We start from the raw sequence: 16,208 nt of genomic DNA, 5'->3' as shown, positions 1-16,208 counted from the left end.
GTTTTTATATGCTACCTAAAAACTAGTTGTTACATGTAACGACTTTCAAAGGAGGATTATCAATTTTTATGAGCATAAAGCCGAATAATAAATTCTTTTCCAAGAAAACAATGATAATTATGCCAATATTATTATTGTGCGCTTTTGCTTTTCATTATTTCTTTTTAACATCTAATCAAGCCTTTTCTGGTACAGGGGATGCGTTACGTCAATTTGGCTTTTTTACGTTTCTTCTACAACATGCCTTTAAAGATGGCAACCTTTTTTGGTCTTTTGATTATGGATTAGGTGGAGATTTATTTGGAGAGTTTAGTTATTATTACAGCACATCACCGTTTTTCTGGATTACACTGTTACTACCTAAACTAAGTCTTGAGCAAGTATATGACGTGAAATTATACATGAGTATTTTAAAAAACTTTTTAGCTATGGTATTCATGTATGGTTCTTTACGTTACCATAATAAAACAGCATTCTCATCTTTTGTTGCTGCTATTATATATGGTGGCTGTATTACTTTCATCCGCCACTCTTTACTATGGGATTTCATGGCTGATGCCATTGTATTTTTACCATTAGTAATATGGGGACTTGATAAATATATTATTGAAAAGAAGCACGGCCTTTTCCTAATCGCTGCTACTTTAATGTTAGCATCAAACTTTTATTTTGCTTTTATCACAAGTATTTTCATATTTATTTATGCATTATTCCAATACTTTGCGACACAACAAAATAAAACGATTGTCTCTTTTCTAACTTATTATATTAGAATCGGTTTATTGTACGGATTATCACTCGGTTTAGCCGCCGTTTGCTTCCTCCCATCAGTTAATGCCGTATTTAGCGCTGATCGACTATCAAAAAAGTTTGAGATACCATTATTATTTGAAGATAAATTTTATAAAGATTTAATGGAAAATATTTTCTTCATGTATAATGCTGAAAATCATCAATTAGCTTTACCAGCTTTAATTTTATTCTTAATCGTATTTGGAATGTTTATACGTGATAAACTCGTAAAGAATAAAGTATTCTTTACGTTATTCATGTTCATTCTGTTTATGCTTCCATATACATATTCTATGTTTAATGGTTTTTCAGCAATGCAATCTAGATGGTTTTATTTATTTGTATTTGTAATTGCCCAAACAATTGCATACATTCTAGATTGGATGATTATTCATAAGAAAGACTACAAATTACCTTATTTAATAAGTTTATTAGTGTCTATTGGATTATTCATTTATGCATTTTATAGAAAGGCAAATATAAATGTAACTGATAAACCTTTACAAGACGTTGATAACATTTTACTCGGAACTGTCGTTCTTTCTGTTATTACAGTATGTTTATGGCGTTATATTTCTAAACCTTTCATACAATTTTTAGTTGTATTGAACGTACTCGTTAGCACAATTTCTATGAATTATATGTATGCGAATAATATACTTAGCACAGTTTACGGACAGAGCCAGATTTCAACTGAAAAGTTACACGAACCAGGCTATGATAATCAAGAAGAAATTGCTGCAATTCGCTACATACAAGAAAATGATAAAGACTTTTATCGTATTCTTAATCCATATAGCGAATATAACACACCAATGCTACAAGGATATCATGGCGTAAGTACGTATCAAAGCTTGGTTAATTATTATGTCCATGACTTTATGAAAAATAAATATGGCGTATTCCAAATGTACGATACACCTTCAATGTTTTATCAAGCTGATAGTCGACTACTACTCGAAAATATGCTAGGTATAAAATATCGCGTATTAAGTGCTGATACAGATTCAAAGAATGTACCTTATGGATATAAACTATTACAGCAAGTAGGACCATATAATATTTACAAAAATGACTATGCTTTACCGTTAGGATATGTATATGATTCGGCTATAAGTGAAGAAGAATTTTCTAAATTAAACTTCGCTCAGCGTGATCAATTATTATTACATGCTGTTGTCGTTAATAATACAAAAGAATTTTCATTAAACCATTTTAATAAACAAGACCTTAAATCAAAGGCAGTATCTATTAAAACGGAAAAAGCAAAATTCGAAAACATGAAAAAACAAGAAAATAAACTAATTGTTCATGGCTTTGGAAATATGATTGTACCTATCAATTATCCTGATACACCTGGTGATCTACTGATAGAATTAAAATTAAAAAATGCAGGCACATTCAATGCAACTGTTAATGGAAAAACGATAGGAAAAGGGGACGATGCTGGTGCATACTCTTATCCGTTAGAAAGGTTTGTTTACAATTTGGGCAATGAGCGTCCAGAAAACCTAACTATCTCTATTGATATGGCAGGTGAGTATGAATTAGGTGACTTGCAAGCAAATATTGTAAACTATGAAAGTATACAAAAAGAAACAAAAAAACTAACTGAAAATAGGCTTGAAAATATTTATTATAAGAACAATTATTTAAAAGGGGATATCAAATCAAATAAAGACGGGCTCTTATATCTATCTGTCCCATATAGTAAAGGCTGGACTATAAAAATTGATGGGAAAGAAACAGAATTTACGAAAGCGAATTCTGCCTTTATCGGTGTTCCAATTACAAAAGGTTCACATGTAATCGAAATGACTTACGTTACACCTTACTTCAAATTAGGTATGACTATATCAATCATCTCACTAATTATCTGTATAGCTTTACTAATTTTCAAAAATCCAAAAGCACGACGAAAATTTTCTTTTAAAAAGCAATAATGAGCACTTAATGAATCATGAAGCTATCTATTTAGATAGCTTCCTAAAATAATATCTAAATATTATTTTAATCCACTACAAACAAGGAGTGTCAAACATGACCCTTTCAATAGTTGTACCATGCTACAATGAAGAAAAGGTGCTTCGAGCCTTTTATTCAGAGACTTCCCTTGAAATTCATAAATTAACTACCGATTATGAATTTGTTTTTGTTAATGATGGTAGTAAAGATGATACTTTAAATATTTTACGTGATTTAGCTAGTGCAGATTCATCGGTACACTACATATCATTTAGTCGAAACTTCGGAAAAGAAGCTGCAATGTTAGCTGGTTTAAAATATGCTACAGGCGATGCAATTGTTATTATGGATGCTGACTTACAACACCCTCCTACGTTAATAAAAGAACTGTTAGAAGGATATAACGACGGCTACGACCAAGTCATTGCAAAAAGAACAAGAACTGGTGATTCACCCGTTCGCTCTTTCGTCTCTCGTCTTTACTATAAAGTGATGAATAAATTTGTAGATATTGAATTAGTAGACGGTATTGGTGACTTTAGACTTTTAAGTCGAAGAGCAGTAGATTCTTTATTATCTTTAAGTGAATACAACCGATTTTCAAAGGGCTTATTTTCTTGGATCGGTTATAACGAATTAATCATTGAATATGAAAATGTATTACGTTCTGATGGAGAGAGTAAATGGACCTTCTCGAAATTATTAAATTATGGAATTGATGGTGTAATTTCATTCAATAATAAACCGTTACGTCTATCTATATATCTTGGATTACTAACAACCATTTTAGGACTTTTATACGTAATCACTACGTTCGTTCAAATCATCCTCGGTGGTGTGGAAGTTCCTGGTTACTTTACTCTCATTTCCGCTATACTATTTATTGGCGGTATTCAACTCATATTCCTAGGTGTTATTGGTGAATATATCGGTCGTATTTATTATGAAACAAAACGTAGACCGCATTTTATTGTAGCTGAAAAGAAAGTTAGTGAAGTTAAACAAAAGGCATAACCAAAAAGTTACTTCTGTAGGAGAAGTAACTTTTTTATATACTAACATTTACAAACACTTCTTTTGAAAAAATATACATTTTGAAATGATAGCATTATATGAAAGAATTTAGTATCATGATTCAAGGTACTATTTCAAGTTGGACGGAGGATACTATGAGCTTATTAACAGTTGAAAAATTAGGACATACATTTGGCGATCGTACATTATTTAAAGATGTATCTATGCGATTATTAGCAGGTGAGCACGTTGGATTAGTTGGTGCAAACGGTGTTGGTAAATCAACATTCATGAATATCATTACTGGTCAGCTTATTCATGACCAAGGTCGCGTAGAATGGACACCGGGCACACATTACGGCTACTTAGATCAGCATACTGTTTTAACACCTGGGCGTACAATCCGTGACGTACTAGCGGATGCATTTTTACCGTTATTCGAAAAGGAAAAAGCTTTAAATGAAGTTACAGAAAAAATGGGAACTGCTACACCAGAAGAACTAGAAGAACTTCTTGAGCAAATGGCAGAAATACAAGATGCACTTGAAGCAGGTGGTTTCTACTTACTAGATATGAAAATTGAAGAGGCTGCACGTGGTCTTGGAATTGATGCAATTGGTTTAGATCGTGATGTTTCAGCATTAAGTGGTGGACAACGTACAAAGGTATTGCTTGCAAAGCTATTACTTGAACAGCCAGAAGTGTTATTGCTTGATGAACCTACTAACTATTTAGACGTTGAACATATTCATTGGTTAACAAATTATTTGAAAGAATATCCACATGCATTCTTATTAATTTCTCATGATACGGAATTTATGAACAAATGTGTTGATGTTATTTTCCATCTAGAATTCACAAAAATGACACGCTATACAGCGACATATGAAAAATTCCTAGAACTAGCAGAAATCAATAAAAATCAACATATAAACGCTTATGAAAAACAGCGCGAGTTTATCAAAAAGCAAGAAGACTTCATTGCAAAGAACAAGGCTCGTTATTCAACGACAGGTCGTGCAAAGAGTCGTCAAAAACAACTTGATCGCATGGAACTTATTGATCGCCCAGAAACAGCGATTAAACCTGAATTCTCATTTAAAGAAAGTCGCGCAAGTAGTCGCTTCGTCTTTGAAGGTGAAAATGTAGAAATCGGATATACGCATCCTCTACTACCAAAGCTATCAATGACGATTGAACGTGGTGAAAAAATTGCTATTGTTGGATGTAACGGTGTTGGTAAATCAACGTTGCTAAAAACAATCTTAGGTAAAATTAAACCTTTAAGCGGTAAAACAAGTCTTGGTGACTTCTTAGAGCCTGCATACTTTGAACAAGAAGTTAAAGCTGATAATATAACACCAATTGATGATGTATGGAATACATTCCCTGGCCTAGACCAGCATCAAATTCGTGCGATGTTAGCAAAATGCGGATTAAAAAATGAACATATTTCTCGCCCATTAAGTCAATTAAGTGGTGGAGAACAAGCAAAAGTTCGTTTATGTAAGCTAATGGGTGAGGAAAGTAACTGGCTATTATTTGATGAGCCGACAAACCATCTTGATGTTACAGCAAAAGCGGAACTTAAGAAGGCTATGAAAGCATATAAAGGAACAATTCTCCTTGTATGTCACGAACCGGACTTCTATGAAGATTGGATCACAAAAGTTTGGGATGTTGAAGAATGGTCTCAAAATAGTAAGTAGTCTTTAAGAAAAAACTCCTTGTGTAGACAAGGAGTTTTTTACTTATTTTTATTAAGAATTTTTTATATTGTAGTATCCTATAAGGCGTAATCGAAATTCTTTTAATTCCGGATACGCCTCTAAATTTGCTAACATACCTCTAATTACCGGAATTCTTGGATTAAGCAATCGTATTTCCGCCTCTAAAACATCTAATGTAACCAACAGCTCATCATCCTCTAATTGATCAGCTAAAGTGCGCTTAAATACAATAATCTCTTTTAAAAAATGTTCTTTAACTTGTTCCTTAATAAGCTCTGATTTACAAAGGAATTCTCCAAGCTTTTCTTCATGTAAAATAGGTTCTTCCGAAGATTCTACTAAGCCATTTACTAAATTATCTACTCTTTTTAAAATAAAAGCAGCTACATACGATAAATCAATTTCTGGTGCTTGTAAAATAATTAATTCTAAATACCCACGGCATATGCCTTCTACCATAATTACTAAATCCAATAAATATGGCATAACCTTTTCACCATAAATGGACAATAAACTATTCCGATAAAATGCATGAGACTCTAACTTCATCCGCATCATAAATTCTTCTACTTCTTTATTAAACGGAATCGCATTTTCTCTCGCATGCATAATAATAAATTCTTTATGCTTTTGTATATCATTAAACTGACAATGTAATTGTTTTGCAAATTTTTCACGTGGTAATAAAAACTCTTGTTCAATATCCAGCATTTTCTTTTGGATTTTGTCATAATAATATCGAAGTGTCGCTAATAAAAGCTCATCTTTCGATTTAAAATATAAGTAAAAAGCTCCCTTAGATATACCACTAGCTGTCACAATTTCCTGCACTGATGTCGCATTTACACCCTTAGTAGCAAATAACTTCATAGCCGATTCTATAATTAAACGCTCTTTTTCTTTCATATCTTCTCTCCTAAATTTAATCTCGCATCTTATTATAAATGTATTATACCATCTCTTTTTATTGACGATTGACCGAATGGTCAGTTATATTATGTATTAGACTGACCAGTTGGTCAATATAATAAAAAGGGAGCGCAAACATGAACAAAATCATCAATTTCTCGTTAAAAAATAAGTTCGCAGTTTGGCTACTAACCATTATTGTTACTATTGCGGGGATCTACTCTGGACTCAATATGAAGCTGGAAACAATCCCTGATATTACAACACCGATTGTGACAGTAACTACGGTCTATCCTGGTGCTACACCAGAAGAAGTAGCTGATAAAGTTTCAAAGCCGATGGAAGAACAACTACAAAATTTAAGCGGTGTTAACGTTGTGAGTTCATCATCTTTTCAAAACGCATCTTCTATTCAAGTAGAATACGATTTTGATAAAAATATGGAAAAAGCAGAAACAGAAATTAAAGAAGCTCTCACAAATGTAAAACTCCCAGAAGGTGTTAAAGATCCTAAAGTTTCACGAGTAAACTTCAATGCCTTTCCAGTTATTTCGTTAAGCGTGGCAAGTAAGAATGAATCTTTAGCTACCTTAACTGAAAATGTAGAAAAAAATGTTGTACCAGGATTAAAAGGACTTGATGGTGTTGCATCTGTTCAAATTGCTGGCCAACAAGTAGATGAAGTACAGCTTGTCTTCAAGAAAGATAAAATGAAAGAACTAGGACTAAGTGAAGATACCGTAAAAAATGTGATTAAGGGATCGGATGTATCTTTACCACTTGGCTTATACACATTTAAAGACACGGAAAAATCAGTTGTTGTAGATGGCAATATTACAACGATTAAAGCGTTAAAAGAACTTAAAATCCCAGCTATACCTTCCTCACCTAACGGTCAAGGTAGTCAAAATGCTGGCGCTGGTGCACAAACGCCGCAAATGAATCCAGCTGCTATGAACGGGATTCCAACAGTTACATTAGACGAAATTGCTGACATTAAAGAAGTTGGGAAAGCAGAATCTATTTCTCGAACAAATGGAAAAGAAGCAATTGGAATTCAAATTGTGAAGGCCTCTGATGCAAATACAGTTGATGTTGTAAATGCAGTAAAAGATAAAGTAAAAGATCTTGAGAAAAAATATAAAGATTTAGAGATCATTTCAACATTCGACCAAGGTGCACCTATTGAAAAATCAGTTGAAACAATGCTGAGCAAAGCAATTTTCGGTGCTATCTTTGCGATTGTTATTATTATGCTGTTCCTACGAAATATTCGAACAACGTTAATTTCTGTCGTTTCAATACCACTTTCTTTATTAATTGCTGTTTTAGTCATAAAGCAAATGGATATTACGCTTAACATTATGACACTTGGAGCAATGACCGTTGCTATAGGCCGCGTTGTCGATGACTCAATTGTTGTTATTGAAAATATTTACCGACGTATGTCGTTATCAGAAGAGAAATTACGTGGAAAAGATTTAATTCGTGAAGCTACGAAAGAAATGTTTATCCCGATTATGTCTTCCACCATTGTAACAATTGCTGTATTTTTACCGCTTGGACTAGTAAAAGGTATGATTGGTGAAATGTTCTTACCATTCGCCTTAACTATCGTCTTCGCTTTATTAGCATCATTACTAGTAGCAGTTACAATCGTACCGATGCTAGCTCATTCCTTATTTAAGAAAGAGAGCATGAGGGAAAAAGAAGTACATCATGAAGAAAAACCAAGTAAATTAGCAAATGGGTATAAACGCATACTTGCATGGGCTTTAAATCACAAAATTATTACATCAAGTATCGCTGTCCTTCTATTAGTTGGTAGTCTTGCACTTGTACCAGTTATCGGTGTAAGTTTCTTACCTTCTGAAGAAGAAAAAATGATTATTGCAACATATAATCCTGAACCAGGTCAAACGTTAGAAGACGTTGAAAAAATTGCAACAAAAGCTGAGAAGCACTTCCAAGATAATAAAGACGTCAAAACAATTCAGTTCTCATTAGGTGGAGAGAATCCAATGAGTCCTGGTCAATCAAACCAAGCAATGTTCTTCGTGCAATATGATAACGACACGAAAAACTTTGAAAAAGAGAAAGAACAAGTCGTTAAAGATTTACAGAAGATGTCTGGCAAAGGCGAATGGAAAAACCAAGACTTCGGAGCAAGTGGCGGTAGTAACGAAATTAAACTATACGTTTATGGAGATAGCTCAGAAGACATTAAGCCTGTCGTAAAAGATATTCAAAATATCATGAAGAAAAATAAAGACTTAAAAGATATAGATTCTAGTATTGCAAAAACATATGCAGAGTACACTTTAGTCGCAGATCAAGAAAAGCTGAGTAAAATGGGCTTAACGGCTGCTCAAATTGGAATGGGACTTTCTAATCAACATGATCGTCCTGTTCTGACAACAATTAAAAAAGACGGTAAAGATATCAATGTATATGTAGAAGCTGAAAAACAAAATTATGAAACAATCGATGACTTAACAAATCGCAAAATTACAACACCACTTGGTAATGAAGTAGCTGTGAAAGATGTTATGACTGTAAAAGAAGGTGAAACATCGAATACAGTAACACACCGAGATGGACGTGTTTATGCAGAGGTTAGTGCCAAATTAACATCTGATGACGTTTCAAAAGCATCTGCTGCAGTACAAAAAGAAGTAGATAAAATGGATCTTCCTTCTGGTGTAGATGTTTCTATGGGCGGTGTTACTAAAGATATTCAAGAATCATTCAAGCAACTTGGCCTAGCGATGTTAGCTGCGATTGCCATTGTATACTTCGTTCTTGTCGTTACATTTGGTGGTGCCCTAGCACCATTCGCAATTTTATTCTCGCTACCATTTACAATTATTGGGGCTCTTGTTGCCTTATTAATCTCTGGTGAAACATTAAGTGTATCTGCAATGATTGGTGCGCTTATGTTAATCGGTATCGTTGTAACAAACGCAATCGTGCTTATCGACCGCGTTATTCATAAGGAAAATGAAGGACTATCAACACGTGAAGCTTTATTAGAAGCTGGTGCAACACGCCTTCGTCCAATTTTAATGACTGCAATTGCAACAATCGGTGCTCTTATCCCGCTTGCATTAGGATTTGAAGGTAGTGGCTTAATTTCTAAAGGACTTGGCGTAACGGTAATTGGTGGATTAACAAGTTCAACGTTATTAACACTTCTTATTGTTCCAATCGTTTATGAAGTATTAAGCAAATTTAAAAAGAAAAAAACAAAATAACAAAAAAATAACCTCGCTAACTGCGAGGTTATTTTTTATTTCCAAACAAGATTAGGAAATCGCCATAGCCTTCTTTCTCTAATTCCTCTTTTGGAATAAATCGAAGAGCTGCGGAATTAATACAGTAACGAAGGCCATTTGGTCCTGGACCATCTGGAAATACGTGCCCAAGATGTGAATCTCCTTCTTTACTTCTCACTTCTGTACGTGTCATATTATGACTCACATCCATCTTTTCTTTCACACTTGCTGACACCACTGGTTTTGTAAAACTAGGCCATCCACATCCACTATCAAATTTATCTAGAGAAGTAAACAACGGCTCACCTGAAACGATGTCTACATAAAGACCTTCCTCTTTATGGTTCCAATACTCATTTCGAAATGGTGGTTCTGTACCATTTTCCTGTGTTACATAATACTGCATCTCATTGAGTTTTTCTTTTAAATGAGCATTATCCTTTGGCCAATGTTGCTTAATAAAAGCATCTCGTCCTGAGCCTTTACGATATAACTCATAGCGGAATGTGTTTTTCTTATGGTATCCTTGGTGATATTCTTCAGCTGGATAAAATGTAGCTGCTGGTAGTATTTTTGTCGCAATTGGTTTTGAAAAGCGTCCACTCTGCTCAAGCTCTTCTTTTGAGGTCTCTGCTTTTTTATGTTGTTCTTCATTATGATAAAAAATCACCGTTTCATAAGACTGTCCGCGGTCGTGGAATTGTCCACCAATATCGGTCGGATCAATTTGTCTCCAATATATATTTAACAATTCCTCATACGGCATTTTATTTGCATCAAATGTAATTTGTACTGCCTCATAATGTCCCGTCGTTTCTGAACATACTTCTTTATACGTTGGATTCTCTTTATGACCACCTGTATAGCCAGAAACAACCTTTATAATCCCTTCCATCTCTTCAAATGGCGAAACCATACACCAGAAGCACCCTCCAGCAAATGTAGCCAATTCTACCTTTTCATTTACAGCCATTACTTCACCCCTATTCTATGTTCTGCTTACAGTATGGCATAAGAAACATCATATTATAAAAGAAAAAGCACCGAACATCGATGCTTTTTCTTTACTTCACTTTATTTTTTCCAACATCCTTCTCCATTTCATCACTTGTCACGTCTAAAACATCTAATAAGAAGATGAAGATTGGAATACCGATAATTAATCCCCATACACCTAAGAAGTGTTCTGAGAAGATTAATACCATAAATGTATAGAAAATCGGTAAATTTGTTTTTTGCGACATAAACTTCGGGTTTAATACGTAACTTTCAAGCGCATGAATCACTGTTACGATAACCAAAATATAAACAACGTACATGATACCGCCAATATTGTAAGCAATCATACAAAGTGGGAATAACGAAATGATAACCCCTGCTACTGGAATTAAGCCAAGCAAGAAAATCATTAACGCTAAACCTAATAATTGTGGGAATCCTAATATCCATAATGCGATAACTGAAAGAACACAGTTAACAACAGCAATTAAAAATTGCGCTTCGATTACCTTTCCAAATGAACGTGCAAATTTCTTTCCGAAGTACTCAATTTCAGTATAGAAAATTGCAAGCCTGCTTTCTTTAAACTTTGCAGTAAAACCGACAATACGAGATTTTTCTAATAAGAAAAACAAACTCAAAATTAAAGAAAGTAAAACTTGAAGGCCAAATTTACCAACATTCGTAATCGATTTATACAAAATGTCTACGCCTTGTCCTACATATTTAGAAAGCTCCATATGATTGACAGCATTAACTGCATACTTAATTAGTTCACTATCTGGTGGGTTTCTTAAAAATACATTGAATTGGTAAATCAGTTGTGAAATTTGTATCGTCAATACTGGTAAATATTTAAATAGCGTAATAGCAATTCCACCAATTAACATTACATATAGAAACGCTATAATAATTTTTCGATTAATAGGCATGAAATGATCTAATTTGCGTGAAATAAACTTTTGGAATCGATCCATTAAATACGTGAGAATAAACGTAATTAATATTAAATTCAACATACTTTGCAGCCCGTATAACACGAGAGCAAGTATTACTAATACGAGTAACCTCTGGAATCCTTTGCTTTGAAACAGGTTTTTTATTTGCATAATCGACGAATACTCTCTCCTGTCCTATAAACTAAAAAGTTAATAAGTAGATTTCTCTCTCTTTTCTACTTTTAATTATTCATTCATATTAAGATTTTTATAAACTCATTATATGCCTACCTTACCAGGTATATAGTAGCCTACTTCTTATTTTACAATACAATGACCTAATTCAAAACGTATTCTACATAGTATTAATGAAGATTTAAGGAAACTTACATTTTTTAATAGGTCTTACCACTACTGTAACATAAAAAGCAAGCTATCAGTAGAAATCTGTCCTACAAATAGCTTGCTTTTCTTATTTTTTAAGTAAGTTTTACTATCCAATGAATGGCATGAACATTGGGATGACAACTACTGTTACAACCCCAACTACCGTTACAGCAATACTTGCCATCGCTGCCTCTACCTCACCCATTTCAATTCCTACTGCAACTCCTAATGCATGACCCGCTGTTCCAAGTGCTAAACCTTTTGCAATCGGATGTTTCACTCTAAATGTTTTTAAGAATAATGCTCCTAATGCGTATACGATAACTGCGTTGAAAATAACTGCAAACGATGTAATTGCTGGAATACCACCAATACTTTCTGAAATTGGTAACGCAATTGCTGTTGTTGCTGCTTGTGGTAGCATTGAATTCATTACTGCTGTATCTAAACCGATTGCTTTTGCAACAATGAACACGACAATTACTGAGCAAATAGATCCAACCACGATAGCTGATAAAATTTGCCACCAATATTTTTTCAACTTATCAACTTGTTTATATAGTGGGATAGCGAATGCAATTGTTGCTGGCTCTAAGAAGAAACTAATCATTTTTCCGCCAGTATTATATTCTTCAAAAGTAAAGTTACCTACCTTTAGAAATACAATCCCTAATACCATCGCCACGAATAATGGTGTAAATAGGAAGAACCCTTTTGAATGCTTGAATAATAATGTTCCGATTCCGTATGCGATTAATGAAACGACGATTCCGAAATATGGAGTCATTGTGCTTGCCATGTTCATTACCTCCCAACAATATATAAATACAATGGTTACGCAACCTTTCCGTGCTTGCGTCCTTTATTTACTACTTTCAATTCTTTTGTATCTTCTGTTTCTTTTTCATCTTTTCCTAAAATAAATTGTGCAAATAATCCTGTTACAGCGAGTAAAATAACTGTTGCTACAACAATTACAGTTAAAATTTGTACAAAGTATTGTCCCATTACACCAAGAGAATTAATAACTGAAATACCTGATGGGACGAATAAGAATCCAATAATACCTGTTAAAGCTGTTCCGAGTGATTCAACTTGCTCCAATTTAATAACTTTTAAACATAATAGACTAAATAAAATAACTAACCCGATTACCGATGAAGGCATTGGAATTGGTAAATGTGTTGCAATAATATTAGAAATTAACATAATAGCTGAGAATATGAATGCTTGTGATAAGAAACTATATACTTTTTTCGTACTCATTTTGGCCACCTCTTTCGATTTGGTACCTTTATTGTATAGGATATAACCGCCCGAGTAAGCGTTTACATAACAGAGCGTCAAATATACAGAATCAGTTACAAATATAAAAGGATGAAATACAAAAGCTGCTCCTTAAATACGAAGCAGCTTCTTGAGTTCTTTTGCATATGTACGACTAACAGGTACTTTTGATCCTTCTTTCATGATTAAATTATAAGTAGAGTTAAACCATGGCTGAATTTCAGTAATATGATTAATATTTGCAATAAAGCTACGATGAACACGCATGAAACTTACTTGCGGCAACTTCTTTTCCAAAATCACAAGTGTATCGTGTGTTACATATGTTTCCCTCATTGTTTTTACTGTCACTTTTCCGTCCACAAGTCCTACATATACAATATCTTCAATATTAACAAGTACGATTGATTCTTCAATTGGTAATGCTAATTTATGCATCTCTACTGTTACATCTGTCCCCTTTATTTCGTGCTTCGTTTCTATTTGCGATTGTTTTTGTTTTTTATACTTCTTTAATGTCTGCACAATACGCTCTTCATCAAATGGTTTTAAAATGTAGTCTAACGCATCTACTTCAAATGCTTGCAGTGCATATTGATCATAGGCAGTAGCAAATACAATTGCAGGTGGATTTTTCATCTTCTTTAATATATTGGCGATTTCAAATCCGTTATCATCGGATAATTGAATATCTAAAAACACAATATCTGGTCTACTTTGCATTAGTTCTTCTAATGCGTCTTCCACACAATCAGCCTCACCAATTATCTCAACTTCTTTCGTTCTCTCTAATAAATACTTTAGTTCATCACGTGCTAACATTTCATCGTCAACTACTAATACTTTTAACAATCTGCTCTTCCTCCCCTACTTTTTTTGGAATAACAAAAGTAATCTCTGTCCCCTCATTTAATTCACTTTCGATATGAAGCATCGTTTCTTTTCCAAATAATCCAATAAGACGTTCATTAATATTATATAAAGCTGTTCCAGTCCCTTTCTTTGACGAAACTACCATCTTTCCTAATTGTTCTAAACGTTCTTCCTCAATTCCCTGCCCATTATCTTTTACTTCAAAATGAACCATACCCTCTTTTTCAAAAACATGCACTTCTACTTCACATACTGGTTGCTTCTTCGGAAAAGCGTGTCGCAATGCATTTTCAACCAATAGTTGAAGAACAAATGGTGGTACTAAAGTTGTCTTTAGCTCGTCCTCAATATACATCTTTACCTCATACTTATTTGGGAACCTTGCTTGTTCTAAGGATAAATATGCCTGTACATGGTTTAATTCTTGTTCTAGTGGAATCAATAACTGACGTGCCCCTTGCAAATTACATCGGAAATATACGCTAAGCTGTAATAATAACTTCCTTGCTTTTTCTACATCTGTTCGGCATAAAGCTGATACTGTATTAATCGCATTAAATAAAAAATGCGGGTTAATTTGTGCTTGTAATGCCTTTATTTCCGCATCTTGCAATAATTTACTTTGCAACTCAGCTTCACCTAATTCAAGTTGTGTAGAGAATATTTTTGCTAATCCTTCTGCTAATTCCTCTTCCACACGACTTAACTGGTTAGGATTTTTGAAATACAGTTTTAATGTCCCTATTGTATTTCCATGTGAAGTTAGTGGAATAACAATCGCCGCTTGCAAAGGGCAGCCTTCATGTTGACAATTAATAACCTCACGTGATTTTGCTTTCATTATTTTCCCTGTGTGTAACACTTCTTTCGACAAACCAGTTATTAAACTATGTGACGGAATATGGTGATCTGATGCTAATCCAACATGAGCTAATATTTTCTCTGTATCTGTTAAGGATACCGCATCTGTTCCTGTAAAGCGGTGAATAATTTGTGCCACATGCTTACACGATTCTTCTGTTAAGCCTTGGCGAAAATATGGTAACGTTTTATCTGCAATACGTAATACCTTATGAGTCTGAAGTGCCTTTGCGTTCTCTTCCTGACGCAAAATAGCTTGTATCATAGAAAGTAAAATAAAACTTCCAAAACTATTTACAAGGATCATTGGTATCGCAATTGTTTTCACAATGCTCATTCCATCCTCTACAATTAATAGGATCATAATCATTTCTAAAGAAACGATAAAAACACTTAAAATCGCTGAAAACTTAGGGGTAATTGTACGGTTATATTTTTTAAAAATGTATCCGATATAACCAGTTATAACGCCTGCTAAAATTGAAGAGATTGCACAACTTAGAGCTGTCGTCCCTCCAAGCATATAACGGTGAATACCAGCAATTGATCCTACCCCAATTCCGACGATAGGACCACCAAGCAATCCACTAATTCCAACACCCATAATACGTGTATTTGCAATGGTACTCGATGATGAAACACCTTGTAACCAATTTTCATTCATAATCGTATTTCCTGCTATTTCAATCCCAGTGTAATTGCTTACAATTGTAAATACCGAAAAAATACAAATAAGCTTAAGCTTATCTACATAGCCATCCTGTTTATGAAGGAGGCGTCTGAAAGTTTTAATATGAGAGAGTAAAAATCCTAAAATAACTATAAGTCCGACTCGTTCAATCATCATGAGTACTAAATTTAGCATCTTTGATTCATTCCTTTTTATTTAGTTAGTTTTATTATGGGAAAATAATGAAGTCGGCGTCAAGAAGAACGAAATGTTTTTTGAAATATTTTACACATAATAACTTCCTCTTTATTTGACAATACATATAGAAGAGTGCTAAAAATAAAGTAATATAATACAGTCCTTTAACCCAACCCCGTGAGGTTGAGAAGGAAGTCGGAATACAATATACGTATGTTCTTTTCTTGGGGATACGTATGCTTTTTTGGCCTTCTCATCATATCAGGTGAGAAGGCCTTTTGTTATTCTTCTATAGCGACTGTAGAAAATA

11 protein-coding genes and 1 pseudogene are annotated in these 16,208 nt (G+C 33.9%); 4 read left to right on the top strand and 8 right to left on the bottom strand.

Annotated elements, in window-relative coordinates:
- Positions 1-68: 68 nt before the first annotated feature.
- The 3 genes from HMAS_RS20955 (at position 69) to HMAS_RS20945 (ending at position 5,480) form a co-directional block, all read left to right on the top strand.
- Entirely contained in the window at positions 69-2,735 is a 2,667-nt protein-coding gene (locus HMAS_RS20955; protein ID WP_025709648.1) for a YfhO family protein, read from the top strand.
- A 97-nt stretch (positions 2,736-2,832) separates the two neighbouring features.
- Entirely contained in the window at positions 2,833-3,771 is a 939-nt protein-coding gene (locus tag HMAS_RS20950; RefSeq protein ID WP_000175825.1) for a glycosyltransferase family 2 protein, read from the top strand.
- A 155-nt stretch (positions 3,772-3,926) separates the two neighbouring features.
- Positions 3,927-5,480: an ABC-F family ATP-binding cassette domain-containing protein gene (locus HMAS_RS20945; RefSeq protein ID WP_000055410.1), complete on the top strand. Its 1,554-nt coding sequence runs from the start codon at positions 3,927-3,929 to the stop codon at positions 5,478-5,480.
- A gap of 51 nt (positions 5,481-5,531) precedes the next feature.
- Here HMAS_RS20945 and HMAS_RS20940 read toward each other — a convergent pair whose 3' ends face one another.
- Entirely contained in the window at positions 5,532-6,407 is an 876-nt protein-coding gene (locus tag HMAS_RS20940) for a TetR/AcrR family transcriptional regulator (protein WP_000659632.1), read from the bottom strand.
- Positions 6,408-6,547: 140 nt separating this feature from the next.
- On the opposite strand from HMAS_RS20940, the gene HMAS_RS20935 reads away from it, so the two are divergent.
- On the top strand, positions 6,548-9,664 hold the full coding sequence (locus HMAS_RS20935; RefSeq protein ID WP_001033494.1) for an efflux RND transporter permease subunit: 3,117 nt from the start codon (positions 6,548-6,550) through the stop codon (positions 9,662-9,664).
- Between the two features lie 28 nt (positions 9,665-9,692).
- On the opposite strand, the gene msrB is transcribed toward HMAS_RS20935, so the two are convergent.
- The 7 genes and pseudogenes from msrB to lytS all read right to left on the bottom strand — a co-directional run bounded on the left by msrB (position 9,693) and on the right by lytS (position 15,895).
- Positions 9,693-10,145 carry a peptide-methionine (R)-S-oxide reductase MsrB gene (gene msrB / locus HMAS_RS28150; RefSeq protein WP_255256834.1) on the bottom strand — a complete coding sequence of 151 codons (453 nt, stop codon included), beginning with the start codon at positions 10,143-10,145 and terminating at the stop codon, positions 9,693-9,695.
- Between the two features lie 45 nt (positions 10,146-10,190).
- A pseudogene (gene msrA / locus HMAS_RS28145) lies at positions 10,191-10,658 on the bottom strand (peptide-methionine (S)-S-oxide reductase MsrA); the annotation flags it as partial.
- Between the two features lie 91 nt (positions 10,659-10,749).
- Complete coding sequence (locus HMAS_RS20925) at positions 10,750-11,793, bottom strand: AI-2E family transporter (RefSeq protein WP_001166010.1); 1,044 nt, start codon at positions 11,791-11,793, stop codon at positions 10,750-10,752.
- 322 nt (positions 11,794-12,115) lie between these two features.
- A complete protein-coding gene (lrgB, locus tag HMAS_RS20920; RefSeq protein WP_000168869.1) occupies positions 12,116-12,808 on the bottom strand; it encodes an antiholin-like protein LrgB in 693 nt (230 codons plus the stop codon).
- Positions 12,809-12,843: 35 nt separating this feature from the next.
- The gene (lrgA, locus tag HMAS_RS20915; RefSeq protein ID WP_000104901.1) at positions 12,844-13,275 is read right to left on the bottom strand and encodes an antiholin-like murein hydrolase modulator LrgA; all 432 of its coding nucleotides are present in this window, start codon (positions 13,273-13,275) and stop codon (positions 12,844-12,846) included.
- 132 nt (positions 13,276-13,407) lie between these two features.
- The gene (locus HMAS_RS20910) at positions 13,408-14,148 is read right to left on the bottom strand and encodes a LytR/AlgR family response regulator transcription factor (RefSeq protein ID WP_000921843.1); all 741 of its coding nucleotides are present in this window, start codon (positions 14,146-14,148) and stop codon (positions 13,408-13,410) included.
- A complete protein-coding gene (lytS, locus tag HMAS_RS20905) occupies positions 14,126-15,895 on the bottom strand; it encodes a two-component system sensor histidine kinase LytS (RefSeq protein ID WP_000933561.1) in 1,770 nt (589 codons plus the stop codon). Before lytS ends, HMAS_RS20910 begins: the two co-directional genes overlap by 23 nt.
- Positions 15,896-16,208: the final 313 nt, after the last annotated feature.

This window comes from Bacillus sp. HMA207 (assembly GCF_003402455.1).
Taxonomy (GTDB): domain Bacteria; phylum Bacillota; class Bacilli; order Bacillales; family Bacillaceae_G; genus Bacillus_A; species Bacillus_A cereus.
The sequence above is the reverse complement of the archived record's forward strand: the minus strand, read 5'-3'. Positions and strand labels throughout refer to the sequence as shown.

Coding starts and splice junctions, on each gene's coding strand:
- HMAS_RS20925 (WP_001166010.1), bottom strand. CDS start 11,793: ATGCAAATAAAAAACCTGTTTCAAAGCAAAGGATTCCAGAGGTTACTC.
- HMAS_RS20950 (WP_000175825.1), top strand. CDS start 2,833: ATGACCCTTTCAATAGTTGTACCATGCTACAATGAAGAAAAGGTGCTT.
- HMAS_RS20940 (WP_000659632.1), bottom strand. CDS start 6,407: ATGAAAGAAAAAGAGCGTTTAATTATAGAATCGGCTATGAAGTTATTT.
- HMAS_RS20955 (WP_025709648.1), top strand. CDS start 69: ATGAGCATAAAGCCGAATAATAAATTCTTTTCCAAGAAAACAATGATA.
- HMAS_RS20945 (WP_000055410.1), top strand. CDS start 3,927: ATGAGCTTATTAACAGTTGAAAAATTAGGACATACATTTGGCGATCGT.
- HMAS_RS20935 (WP_001033494.1), top strand. CDS start 6,548: ATGAACAAAATCATCAATTTCTCGTTAAAAAATAAGTTCGCAGTTTGG.
- lrgA (WP_000104901.1), bottom strand. CDS start 13,275: ATGAGTACGAAAAAAGTATATAGTTTCTTATCACAAGCATTCATATTC.
- lrgB (WP_000168869.1), bottom strand. CDS start 12,808: ATGGCAAGCACAATGACTCCATATTTCGGAATCGTCGTTTCATTAATC.
- lytS (WP_000933561.1), bottom strand. CDS start 15,895: ATGCTAAATTTAGTACTCATGATGATTGAACGAGTCGGACTTATAGTT.